Source organism: Sphingomonas sp. R86521 (assembly GCF_042466235.1).
Classification (GTDB): Bacteria; Pseudomonadota; Alphaproteobacteria; order Sphingomonadales; family Sphingomonadaceae; genus Sphingomonas.
The window spans coordinates 1299984-1316572 of sequence record NZ_JAXHBY010000001.1 but is presented as its reverse complement, the minus strand read 5'-3'; the positions used below and the strand labels follow the sequence as shown (position 1 = coordinate 1316572).

At 66.9% G+C, this 16589-nt stretch carries 18 protein-coding genes; 9 read left to right on the top strand and 9 right to left on the bottom strand.

Annotated elements, in window-relative coordinates; genetic code table 11:
* The first annotated feature begins 45 nt into the window (after positions 1 to 45).
* The gene (locus SJY20_RS06095; protein ID WP_380785709.1) at positions 46 to 444 is read left to right on the top strand and encodes a response regulator transcription factor; all 399 of its coding nucleotides are present in this window, start codon (positions 46 to 48) and stop codon (positions 442 to 444) included.
* A 12-nt stretch (positions 445 to 456) separates the two neighbouring features.
* On the opposite strand, the gene SJY20_RS06090 is transcribed toward SJY20_RS06095, so the two are convergent.
* Together SJY20_RS06090 and SJY20_RS06085 are read right to left on the bottom strand one after the other, a co-directional pair.
* Positions 457 to 858 (bottom strand): response regulator transcription factor, encoded by a 402-nt coding sequence (locus tag SJY20_RS06090; RefSeq protein WP_380785708.1) that lies wholly within the window; start codon positions 856 to 858, stop codon positions 457 to 459.
* A 127-nt stretch (positions 859 to 985) separates the two neighbouring features.
* A complete protein-coding gene (locus SJY20_RS06085) occupies positions 986 to 1174 on the bottom strand; it encodes a hypothetical protein (RefSeq protein ID WP_380785707.1) in 189 nt (62 codons plus the stop codon).
* A 171-nt stretch (positions 1175 to 1345) separates the two neighbouring features.
* On the opposite strand from SJY20_RS06085, the gene SJY20_RS06080 reads away from it, so the two are divergent.
* The 5 genes from SJY20_RS06080 to SJY20_RS06060 are packed head-to-tail and all read left to right on the top strand — an operon-like array spanning position 1346 to position 5463.
* Entirely contained in the window at positions 1346 to 2251 is a 906-nt protein-coding gene (locus tag SJY20_RS06080; protein WP_380785705.1) for a RimK family alpha-L-glutamate ligase, read from the top strand.
* On the top strand, positions 2251 to 3267 hold the full coding sequence (locus tag SJY20_RS06075; RefSeq protein WP_380785704.1) for an LLM class flavin-dependent oxidoreductase: 1017 nt from the start codon (positions 2251 to 2253) through the stop codon (positions 3265 to 3267). Before SJY20_RS06080 ends, SJY20_RS06075 begins: the two co-directional genes overlap by 1 nt.
* Positions 3264 to 3998 carry a methionine ABC transporter ATP-binding protein gene (locus tag SJY20_RS06070; RefSeq protein WP_380785702.1) on the top strand — a complete coding sequence of 245 codons (735 nt, stop codon included), beginning with the start codon at positions 3264 to 3266 and terminating at the stop codon, positions 3996 to 3998. Before SJY20_RS06075 ends, SJY20_RS06070 begins: the two co-directional genes overlap by 4 nt.
* Positions 3995 to 4660, top strand: a complete 666-nt coding sequence (locus tag SJY20_RS06065) for a methionine ABC transporter permease (RefSeq protein ID WP_380785701.1) — start codon at positions 3995 to 3997, stop codon at positions 4658 to 4660. The genes SJY20_RS06070 and SJY20_RS06065 overlap by 4 nt, the downstream gene beginning before the upstream one ends.
* A gap of 8 nt (positions 4661 to 4668) precedes the next feature.
* Positions 4669 to 5463 (top strand): MetQ/NlpA family ABC transporter substrate-binding protein, encoded by a 795-nt coding sequence (locus SJY20_RS06060; RefSeq protein ID WP_380785700.1) that lies wholly within the window; start codon positions 4669 to 4671, stop codon positions 5461 to 5463.
* Positions 5464 to 5552: 89 nt separating this feature from the next.
* On the opposite strand, the gene SJY20_RS06055 is transcribed toward SJY20_RS06060, so the two are convergent.
* From SJY20_RS06055 to SJY20_RS06040, 4 genes are read right to left on the bottom strand one after another with little or no spacing between them, the layout of a single operon-like run.
* Positions 5553 to 6593: a sulfate/molybdate ABC transporter ATP-binding protein gene (locus SJY20_RS06055; protein ID WP_380785699.1), complete on the bottom strand. Its 1041-nt coding sequence runs from the start codon at positions 6591 to 6593 to the stop codon at positions 5553 to 5555.
* Complete coding sequence (cysW, locus tag SJY20_RS06050; RefSeq protein WP_380785698.1) at positions 6590 to 7432, bottom strand: sulfate ABC transporter permease subunit CysW; 843 nt, start codon at positions 7430 to 7432, stop codon at positions 6590 to 6592. Before cysW ends, SJY20_RS06055 begins: the two co-directional genes overlap by 4 nt.
* A complete protein-coding gene (gene cysT, locus SJY20_RS06045) occupies positions 7429 to 8277 on the bottom strand; it encodes a sulfate ABC transporter permease subunit CysT (protein WP_380785697.1) in 849 nt (282 codons plus the stop codon). Before cysT ends, cysW begins: the two co-directional genes overlap by 4 nt.
* A 3-nt stretch (positions 8278 to 8280) precedes the next feature.
* Positions 8281 to 9312 carry a sulfate ABC transporter substrate-binding protein gene (locus SJY20_RS06040; protein WP_380785696.1) on the bottom strand — a complete coding sequence of 344 codons (1032 nt, stop codon included), beginning with the start codon at positions 9310 to 9312 and terminating at the stop codon, positions 8281 to 8283.
* A 134-nt stretch (positions 9313 to 9446) separates the two neighbouring features.
* On the opposite strand from SJY20_RS06040, the gene SJY20_RS06035 reads away from it, so the two are divergent.
* From SJY20_RS06035 to pncB, 3 genes are read left to right on the top strand one after another with little or no spacing between them, the layout of a single operon-like run.
* Positions 9447 to 11924 carry a TIM-barrel domain-containing protein gene (locus SJY20_RS06035; RefSeq protein WP_380785695.1) on the top strand — a complete coding sequence of 826 codons (2478 nt, stop codon included), beginning with the start codon at positions 9447 to 9449 and terminating at the stop codon, positions 11922 to 11924.
* Positions 11925 to 11940: 16 nt separating this feature from the next.
* Positions 11941 to 12828 (top strand): LysR family transcriptional regulator, encoded by an 888-nt coding sequence (locus SJY20_RS06030; protein WP_380785694.1) that lies wholly within the window; start codon positions 11941 to 11943, stop codon positions 12826 to 12828.
* A gap of 39 nt (positions 12829 to 12867) precedes the next feature.
* On the top strand, positions 12868 to 14172 hold the full coding sequence (pncB, locus tag SJY20_RS06025; RefSeq protein WP_380785693.1) for a nicotinate phosphoribosyltransferase: 1305 nt from the start codon (positions 12868 to 12870) through the stop codon (positions 14170 to 14172).
* 6 nt (positions 14173 to 14178) lie between these two features.
* Here pncB and SJY20_RS06020 read toward each other — a convergent pair whose 3' ends face one another.
* The 3 genes from SJY20_RS06020 to rutA form a co-directional block, all read right to left on the bottom strand.
* Positions 14179 to 14442 (bottom strand): DksA/TraR family C4-type zinc finger protein, encoded by a 264-nt coding sequence (locus SJY20_RS06020; protein ID WP_380785691.1) that lies wholly within the window; start codon positions 14440 to 14442, stop codon positions 14179 to 14181.
* Between the two features lie 29 nt (positions 14443 to 14471).
* Entirely contained in the window at positions 14472 to 15461 is a 990-nt protein-coding gene (locus tag SJY20_RS06015) for an alpha/beta fold hydrolase (protein ID WP_380785690.1), read from the bottom strand.
* A 64-nt stretch (positions 15462 to 15525) separates the two neighbouring features.
* On the bottom strand, positions 15526 to 16587 hold the full coding sequence (gene rutA / locus SJY20_RS06010; protein WP_380785689.1) for a pyrimidine utilization protein A: 1062 nt from the start codon (positions 16585 to 16587) through the stop codon (positions 15526 to 15528).
* Positions 16588 to 16589: the final 2 nt, after the last annotated feature.

Here is a 16589-nt window from a genome sequence, read left to right as displayed (position 1 = left end):
CGAAGGACGAGTCTTGTCCGGCATCTCGCATCGCGAAGGTACAGTATGGCGCGGATCATCATTGCGGACGACGACGAGATAATGGGTGAGATCGCCTGCGATGCGCTGGTCGCGCATGGCCATGGCGCCGGACTGGTCCCCGACGGCACCGCGGCGTTGCGGGTGGTCAAGGCGAAACGCCCCGACCTGCTGGTGCTCGACTGCAACATGCCCGGCATGTCGGGCGTGCTGGTCCTGCGCGAGCTGCGCAACACGCCCGGCCTCGCCGACCTGCCGGTGATGATGCTGACCGGGCGGCGCGGCGCGCAGGACGAGGAGCTGGCGATGTTCTCCGGCGCCGACGACTATATGCGCAAGCCGTTCGACCCGGAGGAATTCGTCTTCCGGGTCGAGGAGCTGATCGAGAAGAAGAAGAACGCCAAGCCCGCCGCCGGCCGACGCTAGGCTAGCGCGGGGTCAGGACCGGCGGACGCGCCGGTCCGCGGTGAAGCTCTTGGTTTCCAGCGCCGCGGCAACCCGCTGGACAAGGTCCTCGGGCTCGAACGGCTTGGTCAGATAGTCGTCCGCGCCTGCTTCCATCGCTTCGTCGGCGGGCGCATTGCCGCGCTTGCCGGTCAGCATCAGGATCGGCGTCAGGTACGTCGCCGGCGTTTGCCGCAGGCGTTTCAGGATCTCCATCCCCGGCATGCCGGGGACCGAACGATCGAGAATGACGAGATCGGGTTTCTTGAACACGATCGTCTCGTACGCAAGCGTCCCGTGACCGATCACGCCGACCAGATGCCCCGCTTGAGTCAGCACGTCGCGGACCAGTTCCCCGGCGAGATCGTCGTCCTCGACATAGATTATCCGGGCCATCGTCCACTCCAGTTACACTCGGCGCAGCACGCAAACGCACTGCGCCGCGCTTTGGCACCGAACTCGGCGGACAACAGCACGCTAATCCAGGGAATGATGGATCGTCACGCCGAACCCGGCACGCGCGTCAGACGGTATCGGTCACCTGGACCACGTCCGACGTCCGTTCCTGCAGGACGGCCTCGATCGAATCGATACAGTCGCTCAGCTTGGCCCCGAGCAGCGGGTCCTCGCCCTCGTCGGCGAGTCGCAGGGCTTCCTCGATCAGGAAAACCATCGACCTCAACCGCGCGACCGTCTGCGCTTCGCTCTGCATTGCCGTCCCCGTTGGAGTGTGCACGGGTGATACGCTTCCCGCGGTCGGTTTTGAAGCGCCAAACGTTCCAACGCGGCGCGACAAACTAAACTTGATGGTGGCAAAGCTGGTGCGACTTGGCAAGATCGCGTGGTGCGTGGCACTGGCCTGACCTAATTTCATCGAGGCTCCATGACCGATCTCGCCATCCTCTACGAACACCCGGCGTGGTTCGTACCGCTGTTCGCCGCACTCGACCGCCGCGGCGTCGACTATGCGCGCAGCACGCCGGACGGCGATTGGAACCCCGCCGACAGCAGCGCGCCCGCGCCGGTCGTCTTCAACCGCATCGCGATGTCCAGCTTCCTGCGATCGGACGAGCATCCGATCTTCGACACGATGGCACTGCTCGATCACTGGGCGCGTGCCGGTGCGCGAGTCGTCAACGGCGCGGACGTGCTCGCGGTCGATGCGTCGAAGGCCCGGCAGTTGTCGCTGATCGCGTCGCTGGGTCTGGCGGTCCCCAAAACCCGCGTGGTCCACCGCGCCGCCGACGTCGTGGCGGCCGCCGCGACGATCGGCTTCCCGCTGGTCGTGAAGGCCAATATCGGCGGATCGGGCGCCGGCATCGTCAAGTTCGACAGGCTCGACGAACTGCGCGCCGCGGTCGCCGATGGCGGGTTGCCGAGCAGCGTCGACGGCGTGCTGCTGGTGCAGGACTATGTCCCGGTCCGGGGCGGTGCGATAACCCGGATCGAGACGCTCGACCGTAAATACCTGTACGCGATCGACGTCGCGGGCGGTGGCGCGTTCGATCTCTGCCCGGCGGATGCGTGCGTCGTTCCCGGTTCCGGGATCAGGATGGCCGCCGTCGAACCGGCCGTCGACCTGCGCGACGCGGCCGAGTCGATCGCGCGCGCGGTCGGGCTCGACGTCGGCGGGGTCGAGGTGATGATCGACGACCGCGACGGGATCGCACGGTTCTACGACATCAACGCGCTGTCGAACTTCGTAGCGAAGCCCTTGGACGTCCTCGGCTGGGACCCGCACGACCGGTTGGTGGACTACCTGATCGACACCATCGAGAAGGCCCGCTGATGCGCTATGGATATTGGACCCCGGTGTTCGGCGGCTGGCTGCGCAACGTCCCCGACGAGGGGATGGAGGCGAGCTGGGCCTATACCAAGGCGCTGACCCAGAATGCCGAGCGCTGGGGCTATGACCTGACGCTGATCGCCGAATTGAACCTCAACGACATCAAGGGCGTCGAGCAGCCTGCGCTCGACGCATGGTCGACCGCTGCGGCGCTGGCGGCGGTGACGGAGAGCGTCGAGCTGATGGTCGCGGTCCGCCCCAATTTCCACCACCCCGCGCTGTTCGCAAAAGCGGCGGCGAATATCGACCGAATCTCGGGCGGGCGCCTCGCGCTCAACGTCGTGTCGTCGTGGTGGGCGGACGAGGCGAAGCAATATGGCCTGCAGTTCGACCAGCACGACGATCGCTATGCGCGCACCGCCGAATGGCTGACCGTGGTCGACGGGTTATGGACGCAGGAGCGCTTCGACTTCGCCGGGCAGTTCTACACCACCGAACAGGCGATCTGTTCGCCCAAGCCCGTCAAACGCCCGACCGTCTATGCCGGTGGCGAGAGCGAAAAGGCCAAGGCGATGATCGCCGCGCAGTGCGACGCCTATGTCATGCACGGCGACCCGGCATCGGCGATCGCACCAAAGATCGCCGACATGGCGGCGCGGCGCGAAGCAGCAGGCGGTGCGCCGATGCAGTACGGCATGGCGGCCTACGCAATCGTCCGCGACAGCGAGGCCGAGGCGAAGCGCGAGCTCGAACGCATCACGACGGTCGCCGAACTGCCCGCCGGCTACGCCAATTTCGACCAGTGGCTTTCGGGCACGCAGCTCGAGCGCGAACTGAAGATCCAGGAATATTCGGTCTCCAACCGCGGCCTGCGCCCCAATCTGGTCGGCACCCCCGAGCAGCTGAAGGCGCGGGTCGAGGAATATGCCGAGGCCGGCGTCGACCTGCTGCTGCTGCAGATGAGTCCGCAGGCCGAAGAGATGGAGCGCTTTGCATCACAGGTGATGGGCACGGCATGATCCGCCTCATCGATGTGGAAAAGCGCTACCCCGGCACAGGCGGGGCGGCGCTGGCAGGCTTGTCGCTGGATATCGTCCGCGGCGAGGTGTTCGGCGTGATCGGCCAGTCGGGTGCGGGCAAGTCGACGCTGATCCGCCTGATAAACGCGCTGGAACGCCCGACCACCGGCCAAGTCCAGGTCGACGGCATCGACCTTGCTAGCCTTGCCCCCGCAGCGCTCCGCGTGCTGCGCCGTCGGATCGGCATGATCTTCCAGAATTTCGGACTGCTGTCGTCGCGCACGGTCGCCGCCAATGTCGGCTTCCCGCTGCAGCTGGCCGACATGCCGCGTGCCGCGCGTGATGCCAAGGTCGCGGCGCTCCTCGATCGGGTCGGCCTGATCGAGCACGCCGACAAATACCCGGCGCAGCTTTCGGGCGGGCAGAAGCAGCGCGTCGGCATCGCCCGCGCGCTCGCCACCGATCCCGACATCCTGCTGTGCGACGAAGCGACCAGTGCGCTCGACCCCGAGACCACGCGCCAGGTGCTGGCGTTGCTGCGCGACCTCAACCGCGACCTGGGGCTGACGATCGTGCTGATCACGCACGAGATGGACGTGGTCCGCGCCGTCTGCGACCGCGTCGCTGTCCTCGATCGCGGCCGGATCGTCGAGACCGGCACCGTCGCCGGTATCTTCGAGGCCCCTGCCCATGACGCGACCCGGCGCATGCTTGCGGCGCTCGCGGCGTGAGGGGCTGGTTCGACAATGTCGACTGGGGCGATATCGGGCGCGCCTGCCTCGATACGCTGGTCATGCTCGGCGGGTCGCTGGCGCTGACGATCCTGCTCGGGCTGCCGCTCGGCGTGCTGCTCTACCTCACCGGCCAAGGCCGTCTTGCGCAGAGCCGGCTCGCCAACGGTGCCCTGGGGACGGTCGTCAACATCCTGCGCTCGATCCCGTTCATCATCCTGCTGATCATCATGATCCCGCTGACCGTCGCGCTGGTCGGTACCTCGCTGGGCGTGCTCGGCGCGATCCCGCCGCTCGTCGTCGGTGCCGCCCCCTTCTATGCGCGCCTAGTCGAGGGATCGCTGAAGGAAGTCGACCGCACCACGATCGAGGCGGTGCAGGCGATGGGCGCGACGACCCGACGGATCGTCACCGGCGCACTAATCCCCGAGGCGCTTCCCGGGCTGATCGCCGGCGCCACCGTCACCGCGGTCGCGCTCGTCTCGTTCACCGCGATGGCGGGCGTGGTCGGCGCCGGGGGCCTTGGCGACCTCGCGATCCGGTTCGGCTATCAGCGCTTCCAGACCGACGTCATGGTCGTCACCGTCGTCCTGCTCGTCATCCTCGTGCAGGCCATCCAGTTCGCCGGCGACCGCCTCGCCTGCCATTACACCCGACGCTAGGATTTCCGATGAACCGCCGCACGCTGATCGCCGCCCTCTCGCTGACCGCCCTCGCCGCCTGTTCGGGGGCAAAGACCGACGACGGCAAGACGCTGACCGTCGCCGCCACCGCAGTGCCGCACGCGGAGATCCTGGAATCGGTCAAGTCGACGCTGGCCAAGGAAGGCGTCGAGCTGAAGATCCGCGTCTTCAACGACTACGTCCAGCCCAACCTGCAAGTCGAACAGAAGCAGATCGACGTGAATTATTTCGAGACCAAGCCGTATCTCGATGAATTCAACGCCGCACGCGGGACCCATCTGGTCCCCTATGCCGGCATCCACGTCGAGCCGCTCGGCGCGTATTCGCGGAAATGGAAGACCCTCGCGGCGGTTCCGCAGGGCGCGACGGTCGCGATCCCCAACGAACCCAGCAACGGCGGCCGCGCGCTGCTGCTGTTGCAGAAGGTCGGCCTGATCCGTTTGAAGGTGCCGACCAACCCGCTGTCGACGCTGCGCGACATCGTCGCCAACCCCAAGGGGCTGAAGTTCCGCGAACTGGAGGGCGCGACCCTGCCTCGTACGCTCGGCGAGGTCGACATGGCGCTGATCAACACCAACTACGCGCTGGACGCGAAGCTCAACCCGGTCCGCGACGCGCTCGCGATCGAGGATGCGAACAGTCCGTATGTGAACTTCGTCGTCGGCCTGCCGGGCGGCGAGAAGGACCCACGGGTGGTCAAGCTGATCGCCGCGCTGCGCAGTCCGGCGACCAAGGCGTTCATCGAGAAGACGTTCAAGGGCGCGGTGCTGCCGGCATTCTGAGCCCCCCAGCCGGTTCTCCTGCGAAAGCAGGAGCCCAGGGTTACAAGAGCTGAGCTTGGTTACCCTGGGTTCCTGCGTTCGCAGGAATACTAGGCGGCCGGATACACCCGCGACGCCGTGATCCGGAGCGCGACGTCGTCTCCCGCGCGGGGCACCTGCCGCCCTGCGCCCAGGTCGATCTCGACCGCGCGCGGGTCGTCCAGGGTCGTACCCTCGACCCGCCAGCCACCCCCGCGGGGGCGAACCACATCGATCCGGATCGCCAGCGTACCGTCGCCGCCGTTGACGATCTCAGCCTGATGCGGCCGGAAATGAAGGTCGCCCACACCTTCGATCCCGCCCGCATCGGCGGACAGCGGCTTGCCCGCATACGAAACCCGTCCCCCCGAGACCGTCACCGGCAGGCGATTGGTCTCGCCAACGAACTGCGACACGAACGCGGTCGCTGGCGAATCATAGACCTCGGCCGGTGTACCGACCTGTTCGATCTTGCCCTGGCTCATCACCACGACGCGGTCGGCCAGTTCCAGCGCTTCCTCCTGGTCGTGCGTCACGAACACCGAGGTCAGCCCCATCTTCTCGTGCAGATGCCGCAACCACCGCCGCAGGTCTTTCCGCACCTGCGCGTCGAGCGCCCCGAACGGTTCGTCGAGCAACAGCAGTTGCGGTTCGACCGCCAGCGCGCGGGCCAGCGCGACGCGCTGGCGCTGCCCGCCCGATAGCTGCGCGGGAAAGCGGCCGCCGATATCCGGAAGCTGGATCAGGTCGAGCAGTTCCACCACCCGCCGCACGATATCCGCCTTTGCCGGCCGTTCGCGGCGTTTGCGCACGGTCAGCCCGAACGCGATGTTGTCCGCCACCGTCATGTGCCGGAACAGCGCGTAGTTCTGGAACACGAAACCGATCCGGCGTTCGGCGGCCGGCGTGTCGGTCATGTCCGCACCATCGAACAGCACGCGCCCGGAATCGGGGAAGTCGAGCCCGGCGATCATCCGCAGCAGCGTGGTCTTGCCCGACCCCGACGGCCCCAGCAGCGCGAGGAATTCCTTCGGCCGCGCCTCCAGGCTCACGCCGTTCAGCGCGGCGAAGCCGGAGAAACGCTTCGACAGGTCTTCGACGACGATACTCAATGCGCGCTCCTGGCGTGGTGGTGGCCGAAGCGCCATTCGAGGACGCTCTTCAACACCAGGGTCACGAGCGCAAGCGAGGCGAGCAGCGAGGCGACCGCGAAGGCGCCGACGAAATCATATTCATTGTACAATATCTCGACATGCAGCGGCATGGTGTTGGTCAGCCCGCGGATATGCCCCGACACTACCGACACCGCACCGAATTCGCCCATCGCGCGGGCGTTGCACAGCAGCACGCCGTACAGCAGCCCCCAGCGGATGTTGGGCAGCGTCACCAGCCGGAACACCTGCCACCCCGACGCACCCAGCGATACCGCGGCCTCTTCGTCGTCGCGACCCTGTTCCATCATCAGCGGGATCAGCTCGCGCGCAACGAACGGGAAGGTCACGAACACCGTCGCCAGCACGATCCCCGGCACCGCGAAGATGATCTTGAGGTCGTGCGCCATCAGCCACGGCCCGAACCACCCCTGCGCCCCGAACAGCAGAACGAAGATCAGGCCTGATACCACTGGCGACACCGAAAATGGCAGGTCGATCAGCGAGATCAGCAGGCTCTTGCCGCGAAAGTCGAATTTCGTGATCGCCCAGGATGCGACGACGCCGAACACGCAGTTGAGCGGTACGGAGATCGCTGCGACCAGCAGCGTCAGGCGGATCGCCGCCAACGCGTCGGGCTGCACGATCGCCTCGGCAAACGCGCTCCACCCCTTCGAGAATGCCTGTACGAACACCACGACCAGCGGCAGCACGAGGAACATCGCGAGGAACACCAGGCCGACGCCGATCAGCAGCCGGCGCGTGAAGGCACGCTCGCTGGTGGCGGAGCGGCGGCTCACCGCGTGCCCCGCTTGGCGCGCCACGCCTGCAACAGGTTGACCAGCAGCAATACCGAGAACGAGGCGACCAGCATCACGCAGGCGATCGCGGTCGCGCCCTGATAGTCGAACTGTTCGAGTTGCGTCGCGATCAGCAACGGCGCGATCTCCGACCGATAGGGCATGTTGCCCGAGATGAAGATGACCGAGCCATATTCGCCGACCCCGCGCGCGAAGGCGAGCGCGAACCCGGTCAGCAACGCGGGCGCGATCGCCGGAAAGATGACGCGGGCAAATGTCTGCCAGCGGGTCGCGCCTAGCGTTGCAGCCGCCTCTTCGACGTCGCCACCGAGATCGGCGAGCACCGGCTGCACCGTGCGGACGATGAACGGCAACCCGATGAACACCAGCGCGACGACCACGCCGAGCGGGGTGTAGGCGACCTTGACCCCCAGCGGCGCGAGCAGCGACCCGATCCAGCCATTGTCCGAATAGAGCGACACCAGCGCGATACCCGCGACCGCGGTCGGCAGCGCGAACGGCAGGTCGACCACCGCATCGACCAGCCGCTTGCCCGGAAAATCATAGCGCGCGAGGATCCACGCGATCAGCAGCCCGAACACCGCGTTGATGCCCGCCGCCGCGAATGCCGCGCCGAAGCTCAGCCGGTACGCCGCCATCGCGCGCGGCGACAGCCCGACCGCGACGAAGCCGTCCCAGCCGAGCCCCGCCGCACGCAGGAAGATCGTCGTCAGCGGGATTAGCACGACCAGCGACAGCCAGGCGAGCGTGATCCCGAACGTCAGTCCGAACCCCGGTATCACCGACGCCCGCCGCGACATGCGGACCGGCACGACGTCAGCCACCGATCAACGCTTCGGCCCGGAGTAGATCGTGTCGAACACGCCGCCATCGGCGAAGAACCGCTTCTGCGCCGCCTGCCACCCGCCGAAATCGCGGATCGTCAGCGTCTCGACCTTCGGGAATACGCTGGCATAGCGCGCCAGCACCGCGGCCTCGCGCGGCCGGTAATAGTTCTTCGCGGCGATATCCTGGCCCTCCGGCGTGTAGAGGAACTTCAGATACGCCTCGGCGACCTTCTCGGTGCCGTGCTTCTTCGCGTTCGCATCGACCACCGCGACCGAAGGCTCGGCGAGCACCGACAGCGACGGCACGACGATGTCGAACTTGCCCTTGCCGAGCTCCTTCTCAGAAAGCAGCGCCTCGTTCTCCCACGCGATCAGCACATCGCCCAGGCCGCGCTCCACGAACGTCGTGGTCGCACCGCGCGCACCCGAATCGAGCACCGGGACATGGCCGTACAGCTTGGTGACATAGGCCTGCGCCGCGCCGTCCGACCCGCCGCCCGCGCGCTTGCCATAGCCCCACGCCGCGAGGAAATTCCACCGCGCGCCGCCGCTGGTCTTGGGGTTGGGCGTGATCACCTGGACGCCCGGCTTCACCAGGTCGGCCCAGTCGTGGATCCCCTTCGGATTGCCCTTGCGCACCAGCAGCACGATCGTCGACGTATAGGGCGCGCTGTTGTCGGGCAGCCGCGTCTCCCAGTTCGCCGGCAACAGCTTCGCGCGCTCGGCGATCGCGTCGACGTCATAGGCGAGCGCCAGCGTCACCACATCCGCGCCCAGCCCGTCGATCACCGCACGCGACTGCTTGCCCGACCCGCCATGGCTCATCTTGAAGCTCACGACCTGCCCGGTCTGCTTCTGCCAGTTCGCCGCAAACGCCGCGTTGACCTGCTTGTACAGCTCGCGCGTCGGATCGTACGACACGTTGAGCAGCTCGACCGCGCCCTTGCCGTCCTTGCCGGCGCCAGACGGCGACGAGCATCCGGCGATCGCCAGCGCCAGCGCCATGCCCGTCATCCCAAGTCCGTACCGCATGCTCATACTCCAATAGCCCCGCGAGCATATTCCCAGCGGCGATATAGGGAATATCGGTAATGGTGAAGCGATCGAAAGATCAGCTATGTTGCCGACGCTGCCAGCCGGTGGCGAACATGCGCAGGAGACAGGCCGTGAGAAGTTGCATCGCCGTCGCATTGGCCGCCGCGTCGTCGCTGGCGATCCCCTCCCCTGCGCAGGCTCAGACCAGTGCGATCGCGCACGGCATCGAGGTGAAGCGCGGCAGCACGATCATGCGCGTCACTGCGATCGGCGATGCGATCCTGCGCGTCCGTGTGGCGAAGGACGGCGTGTTCCCCGAGGATGCGAGCTGGGCAGTCGCGGCGGACGTCCGCGCCCGCACCGCCCCGGTCCGGCCGACCGCGAACGGCTTCGCGACCGCGGCGATGCGGGTCGCGGTCGATCCCGCAACGCTGCGGATGACGGTCACCGACCCGACCGGCCAGGTCATCACCAGCGACACCCTCGATCCCCTGACGATCGAGGGCAAGAGTTTCACACTGCGCAAGGCGATGCCGCAGGCCGAGCATTATTTCGGGCTGGGCGACAAGACCGGCGGGCTCGACCGCCGCGGCAAGAGCTTCGTCGACTGGAACACCGATGCGTTCGGCTTTTCGGGCAGCGACGACCCGATCTACAAATCGATCCCGTTCTTCATCGGCGTCGGCGGCCCCGGCGGCAGCTATGGCCTGTTCCTCGACAACAGCTGGAGGTCGTGGTTCGATTTCGGCCACCGCGACGCCAACGTCCTGGCGTTCGGCGCGCACGACGGCCCGATCGATTATTATCTCATCGCCGGCCCCTCGACCGCCGAAGTCGTCCGCCGCTACACCGACCTGACCGGCAAGGCGCCGCTGCAGGCGCAATGGGCGCTCGGGTACCAGCAGTCGCGCTACAGCTACATGTCCGCCGACGAGACCAAGGCGATCGCGGCGCGGTTGCGGTCCGATCGCATCCCCACCGACGTGATCTGGCTCGACATCGACTTCCAGGACCGCAACCGCCCCTTCACCGTCAACCCCGTGACCTTCCCCGACCTCAAGGGCATGGTCGGCGATCTCGGCAAGGACGGCTTCAAGGTCGTCACGATCACCGACCTCCACGTCGCCCGCGCCGTGAATCAAGGCTATCGCCCCTATGACGAGGGCGCGAAGGGCGACCATTTCGTCCACAACCCCGATGGCAGCGTCTATGTCGCCCCGGTCTGGCCGGGCCCGTCGGTGTTCCCCGACTTCACCCGCACCGCGACGCGCGACTGGTACGGCACGCTGTTCCGCAAGCAGGTCGACGACGGCATCGCCGGCGCGTGGAACGACATGAACGAACCCGCGATCTTCGATACGCCGACCAAGACGATGCCGCTCGACATCGTCCACCGCATCGACGGCGACGGCTTCGCGCCGCGCACCGGCACCCACGCCGAGCTCCACAATGTCTATGGCATGCAGAACACCCGTGCGACCTATGAGGGGCTGCGCAAGCTGCAACCGAACGAGCGCGCGTTCGTGATGACCCGCGCCAGCTATGCCGGCGGCCAGCGCTATGCCGTAACCTGGACCGGCGACAACAGCGCGACCTGGGATCACCTCAAGCTGTCGGTGCAGCAGATCATCAACATGGGCCTGTCGGGCTTTTCCTATGGCGCTGCCGACGTCAGCGGCTTCGCGGGCGGTCCCAGCCCCGACCTGCTGACCCGCTGGTTCGAGATCGGGGCATTCTACCCGGTGTTCCGCAACCATTCCGCCAAGGGCATGCCGCGCGTCGAGCCCTGGGTCGACGGCCCGCAACACCTCGCGATCCGCCGCCGCTTCATCGAGGAACGGTACCGGCTGATGCCCTATCTCTACGGCCTCACCGAGCTCAACGCGCGCACCGGCGACCCGATCCTGCGCCCGGTCTTCTACGATTATCCGTCGGCGATGACGATGTCGTGCGACCAGTCGATGACCTTCACGCTGGGCAAGGGCCTGCTGGTCGCGCCGCCGCCCAAGCCGGAATCGCCACAGGCCTATGAGATTTGCCTGCCCGCGGGTGGCTGGTACGATTACTGGACCGGCAAGCGCGCCGGTGCCGCGCAGGGGGATGTGCCGGGCCCGGTCCAGTCGGCATCGCAGGCGACCGGCGACCCGCGCACCCGCGGCGACGTCTTCACCGCCATCCCGCGGCTCGATCAGCTGCCGGTGTTCGTCCGAGCCGGCACCATCCTGCCCCGCCAGCCGCTGGTCCAGAGCACCGCCGAAACGCCGGCCGGGCCGCTATCGCTGGACGTCTATCCCGGCGCGGATTGTCGCGGAGACCTCTACGCCGACGACGGCCACTCGACTGCGTTCCAGTCGGGGGCGTTTTTGCGCCAGACGGTACGGTGCACGGTGACGCCAAAGGGACTGACGCTAGATTTCGAGGCACCCGTCGGCCGGTACGTGCCGTGGTGGAAACAGTTTGCGGTCACCGTCCACGGCTGGACGGGCGCAAGCACGGTGTCCGTCACCGGCCGCGCCATCGCCAGCGCCCCCGACCCGGCGGCACAGACCGCCAGCTTCACGATTCCCGCGCCGTCCGCCGCCACCCGCATCACCATAGCGCGCCGCTGAACACGCAGCGGCCGTCGTGGACCCCGATTACACCCTGTTCGCGACCATCGTCGCCACCGGCAGCCTCTCCGCCGCCGGACGGACGCTGGGCATGTCGCCGGCGATGGTATCGAAACGGCTCGCGCGGCTAGAGCAGCGGCTCGGCACGCGCCTCGTCCATCGCACCACGCGACGGCTGTCGCTCACCGGGGCGGGCGTCGGTTTCCACACCGACGTCGTCGCGATCCTTGCCGCGATCGAGGCGGCGGAAAGCGCTGTCACCGGACGGCAGGACGTCGTGCGCGGGCAGTTGCGCGTCTCTGCGCCGACCGCGTTCGGCCGGCTGTACGTCGCGCCGCATCTGAAGGGCTTCCTCGACCGCTATCCGCTGGTGGACCTCCGGCTAGACCTGTCCGACGGGGTTAGCGACCTGCTGGCCGAACGGATCGATCTAGCGATCCGGATCGCGCCCACGATCGGCGCCGGCCTATCCGCGCACCGGCTGGCGAGCAGCCGCCGCGTGCTGTGCGCCGCCCCGGCGTATCTGGCGGAGGCCGGCACCCCCGTCGACATCGCCGCGCTTGCCGGACACCGGCTGCTCGCGGCCGATGGGCAGATGCCGTGGCGGTTGCACGGCCCGCGCGGTGCGGTGATCGTCGACCACGCTTCCCACATCGGCACCAACTCCAGCGAGGTGGTCCGCGAACTGGCGCTGGCGGGCGTCGGCATAGCGCTGCGGTCGCTGTGGGAGGTCGGCCGCGACATCGCCGCAGGACGGCTGGCACGCGTCGTACCCGACCATGAGGGCTCGGCCGACGTCGGCATCTACGCGGTCCACCCGGACACCCCGCACGTCCCCCGCACGGTCGCCGCCCTGGTCGATCACCTCACCGATCTGTACCGCACACCACCCTGGGACGCATAAACCGCTGGAAAAATCGGTGCGTGCAGGGGATGCAGCGCCATGGCCTATACCGACATCGCGACGCGTACCTACAATCATGGCTGGCGGCTCGACCCGATCATCCGCAGCCTGCTCGATACCGATTTCTACAAGCTGCTGATGCTGCAGATGATCCGGCGACTGCATCCCGACACGCAGGTGAGCTTCGCGCTGATCAACCGCAGCCGCACCGTCCGGCTTGCCGACACGATCGACGAGGCCGAACTCCGCGCGCAGCTCGATCATGCGCGCACGCTGCGGTTCACCAAGAAGGAACTGATCTGGCTGGCGGGCAACAGCTTCTACGGCGAGGCGCGGATGTTCGCGCCCGACTTCATCGCATGGCTCGCGGACTTCCGCCTGCCCGACTACGACCTGCGCACCGTCGATGGCCAGTTCGAGCTGCGCTTCGACGGGCCGTGGACGCACACCACGATGTGGGAGATTCCCGCACTGGCGATCGTCAACGAACTGCGCGCGCGCGTCGCGGTGCGCAATCACGGCCGGTTCGCGCTCGACATTCTCTACGCCCGCGCCAAGGCCAAGCTGTGGGAAAAGGTCGAGCGGCTGCAAGAGCTGCCCGATCTCGTCATCTCGGATTTTGGCACGCGTCGTCGCCACGGCTTCCTGTGGCAACGCTGGTGCGTCGAGGCGATGAAGGAGGGCCTCGGCAAACGCTTCATCGGCACCTCGAACGTACTGCTCGCTATGGATGCGGACCTGGAAGCGATCGGCACCAATGCACACGAACTGCCGATGGTCGCCGCCGCGCTCAGCGACAGCGACGCCGAGCTGGCCACCGCGCCCTACCGCGTGCTCGAGGACTGGCGCGCATCCTATCACGGCAATCTGCTGATCGCGTTGCCCGATGCATTCGGGACCACCTCGTTCCTGGCGCAGGCACCGGAATGGGTCGCCGACTGGACCGGCTTCCGCCCCGATAGCAGTCCGCCGATCAAAGGCGGCGAGCAGATCATCCGCTGGTGGCAGGACAAGGGCCGCGATCCGACGACCAAGCGCCTGATCTTTTCCGACGGCATGGACGTCGGCTCGATCGAGGCGACCTATCGCCATTTCCACGGTCGGGTCCGTACCAGCTTCGGCTGGGGCACCAACCTGACCAACGATTTTCGCGGCTGCGATCCGGAGGGCGGCGATGCCCTCGCGCCGATCTCGCTGGTCTGCAAGGTGGTGGCGGCGAACGGGCGCTCCGCGGTCAAGCTGTCGGACAATCCGGCCAAGGCGACCGGTGATCCCGCCGAAATCGCGCGCTATCTGCGGGTGTTCGGCGACAGCGGACGATCGGTGCAGGCGGTCAGCGTATGACCGGCGTTATCGCAGCTGGCTGTCCTTGCTGCCGCGCCGATTGAACAGGGCGTTGCCCGGCCGCTGGTCGCGCGTCGACTGGCACCCGACGCAGGTCCGCGCGCCGGGCAGCGCAAGCCGCCGGGCCGCCGGGATCTCGTCCCCGCACTCCAGGCAATGCGTCTCGCCCTCGCCCGCAGGCATGCGTGCCCGTGCGCTGAGCACCGCATCCATGATCGTATCGTCGATCTGGTCCTGTACCGCCCCATCGGGGGCCCAACCGCTCGCCATCTCCGCGCTCCGCTAACTTTGTTGAACAGTTAGATAGTGTTGCGCCGGGATTTTTCCAGGTCACGAGCGGTATGGCCATAGGCGAAGGCACCCCGGACGAAGCGCGTCGTCGCGTCCGGCAGCGTGATCGGCAGCATATGGCCGCCATCGATCGTGTCGATCTTCGCACCCGGCACGATCGCCGCGGTGCGGTGGCCGTGCAGCCCCGGATCGAGGATCGCGTCCTGCCGCCCGAACAGGATACTGACCGGGACACGCAGTTCGCCGTAGCGCGGGATCATTTGCCGCAGGTCGCCGTTCGCGCCGAACAGTTCGGCGGACGCCGTCGCGATCGCCGAGGGACGCTGCGACAACAGCCCGCCGCCGCGGATCCCGAAATCGTCGGGTGCGATCTCAGGCGCGAAGACCATGTCGAGCGTGTGCCGCGCGGTCAGCTTGCTCAGCGGCGTGCCGACCGTCTGCGCAAAGAACAGTCGCGCCGATTGCGGTACCCTCGCCAGGCCGCGGAAACTGTCGGGAACGGTGTCCTGCATCTGCGTCAGCGGCGCGATCAGCGCGATCCCGCGTACCAGGTTGGGTTGGTCGAGCGCCAGCGCCAGCGAAACCGCACCCCCCATCGAATGCCCGACGACCAGCGGCCGATCGAGGTGCAGCGCCTTGATCAACTCGGCAATCATCGCACCCTGCGCGATCAGCCCCGGTGTCGTTCCCGGATCCGCGGTCGAGTATCCCGACCCCGGCCGGTCGACCAGGATCACGCGGTATTCGGACGTCAGCCGTTCGAGCATTGCATAGCTGAAGTTGCGCAACTGGCCGCCAAGCCCGTGGACCATGACGATCGTCGGGCGCTGCCCGCCCGCGTCGACATAATGCAGCCGCGCGCCAGCGACGTCGAGGAACTGCCCGTCCGCCGGGACCAGCGCCTCGGCCTCGCGCGCGATGTGGTTCGCGTAATAAGCGAGCCCCAGCCCCGATGCGGCGGTGAACATCGCGCCGCCGATCCATGTCTTGCCGGACATCACCGGCCGTGTCTTTGATCTGTCATGATAGGGCAACGCATAGCCCGGCATTCTCGTTCTGCCATTATTTTTGCCGGCTCGTCATCAGCGGCTGGATCCGCGTCCCGAACGCCTCCACCCCTTCGAGGAAGTCGTCGAAGGTCAGCAGCACGCCGCCGGTGTTCGGCACCGCCGCCATCTCGTCGAGCATCCGCGCGACGCTTTCATACGATCCCACCAGCGTCCCCATATTGATGTTCACCGCACCTTCCGGCGCGGCGAGCTGGCGGACATTGGTGTCGGCGTTGTGGGTATCCTTCGCGCCCTGGTCGGCCAGCCAGGCGATCGCGTCGATATCGACTCCGGCGTTGTAGTGCCGCCATTTCGCCATCGCCTCCTCGTCGGTCTCCGCTGCGATGATCATGATCAGCACGAAGATCGATACGTCGCGCCCGGTCTTCGCGGTCGCCTCCGCCAGCCGGGTGTTGTTCGCGGCGAACGCGGTCGGCGTGTTGACGCCCTTGCCGAGGCAGAACGCATAGTCCGCCCACTTGGCGGAGAAGGCGAGTCCCTCGTCCGACGATCCCGCGCAGATGATCTTCATGTCGCCGGTCGGCTTCGGCCAGACCCGGCAGTCGGTCATCTCGTAATAGTCGCCCTTGAAGTCCGAGCTGCCCTCGTCCCACAGTTCACGCAGGATATGCGCATACTCGTCCAACATCTTGTAACGGTTCTTGAAATGCTCGTCGCCGGGCCACATCCCCATCTGCGTATATTCGGGCGGCTGCCACCCGGTGATCAGGTTCAGCCCGAACCGCCCATGGCTGATCGAATCGATCGTGTTGCACATCCGCGCGGCATAGGCGGGCGGGACCAGCAAGGTCGCGCAGGTCGCGAAGATCTTGATCTTCTCCGTCACGGCCGCCAGCCCGGCCATTAGCGTGAAGCTCTCCAGCCCGTATTCCCAGAACTCGGTCTTGCCGCCGAACCCCCGAAGCTTGATCATCGACAGCAGGAAATCGAGGCCATGCTTCTCCGCCGCGTGCGCGATCGCCTTGTTGAGGTCGAAGCTCGGCTTGTACTGCGGCGCGGTCTCGCTGATCAGCCAGCCATTGTTGTTGATGGGTATGAAGACGCCGACCTGCATAA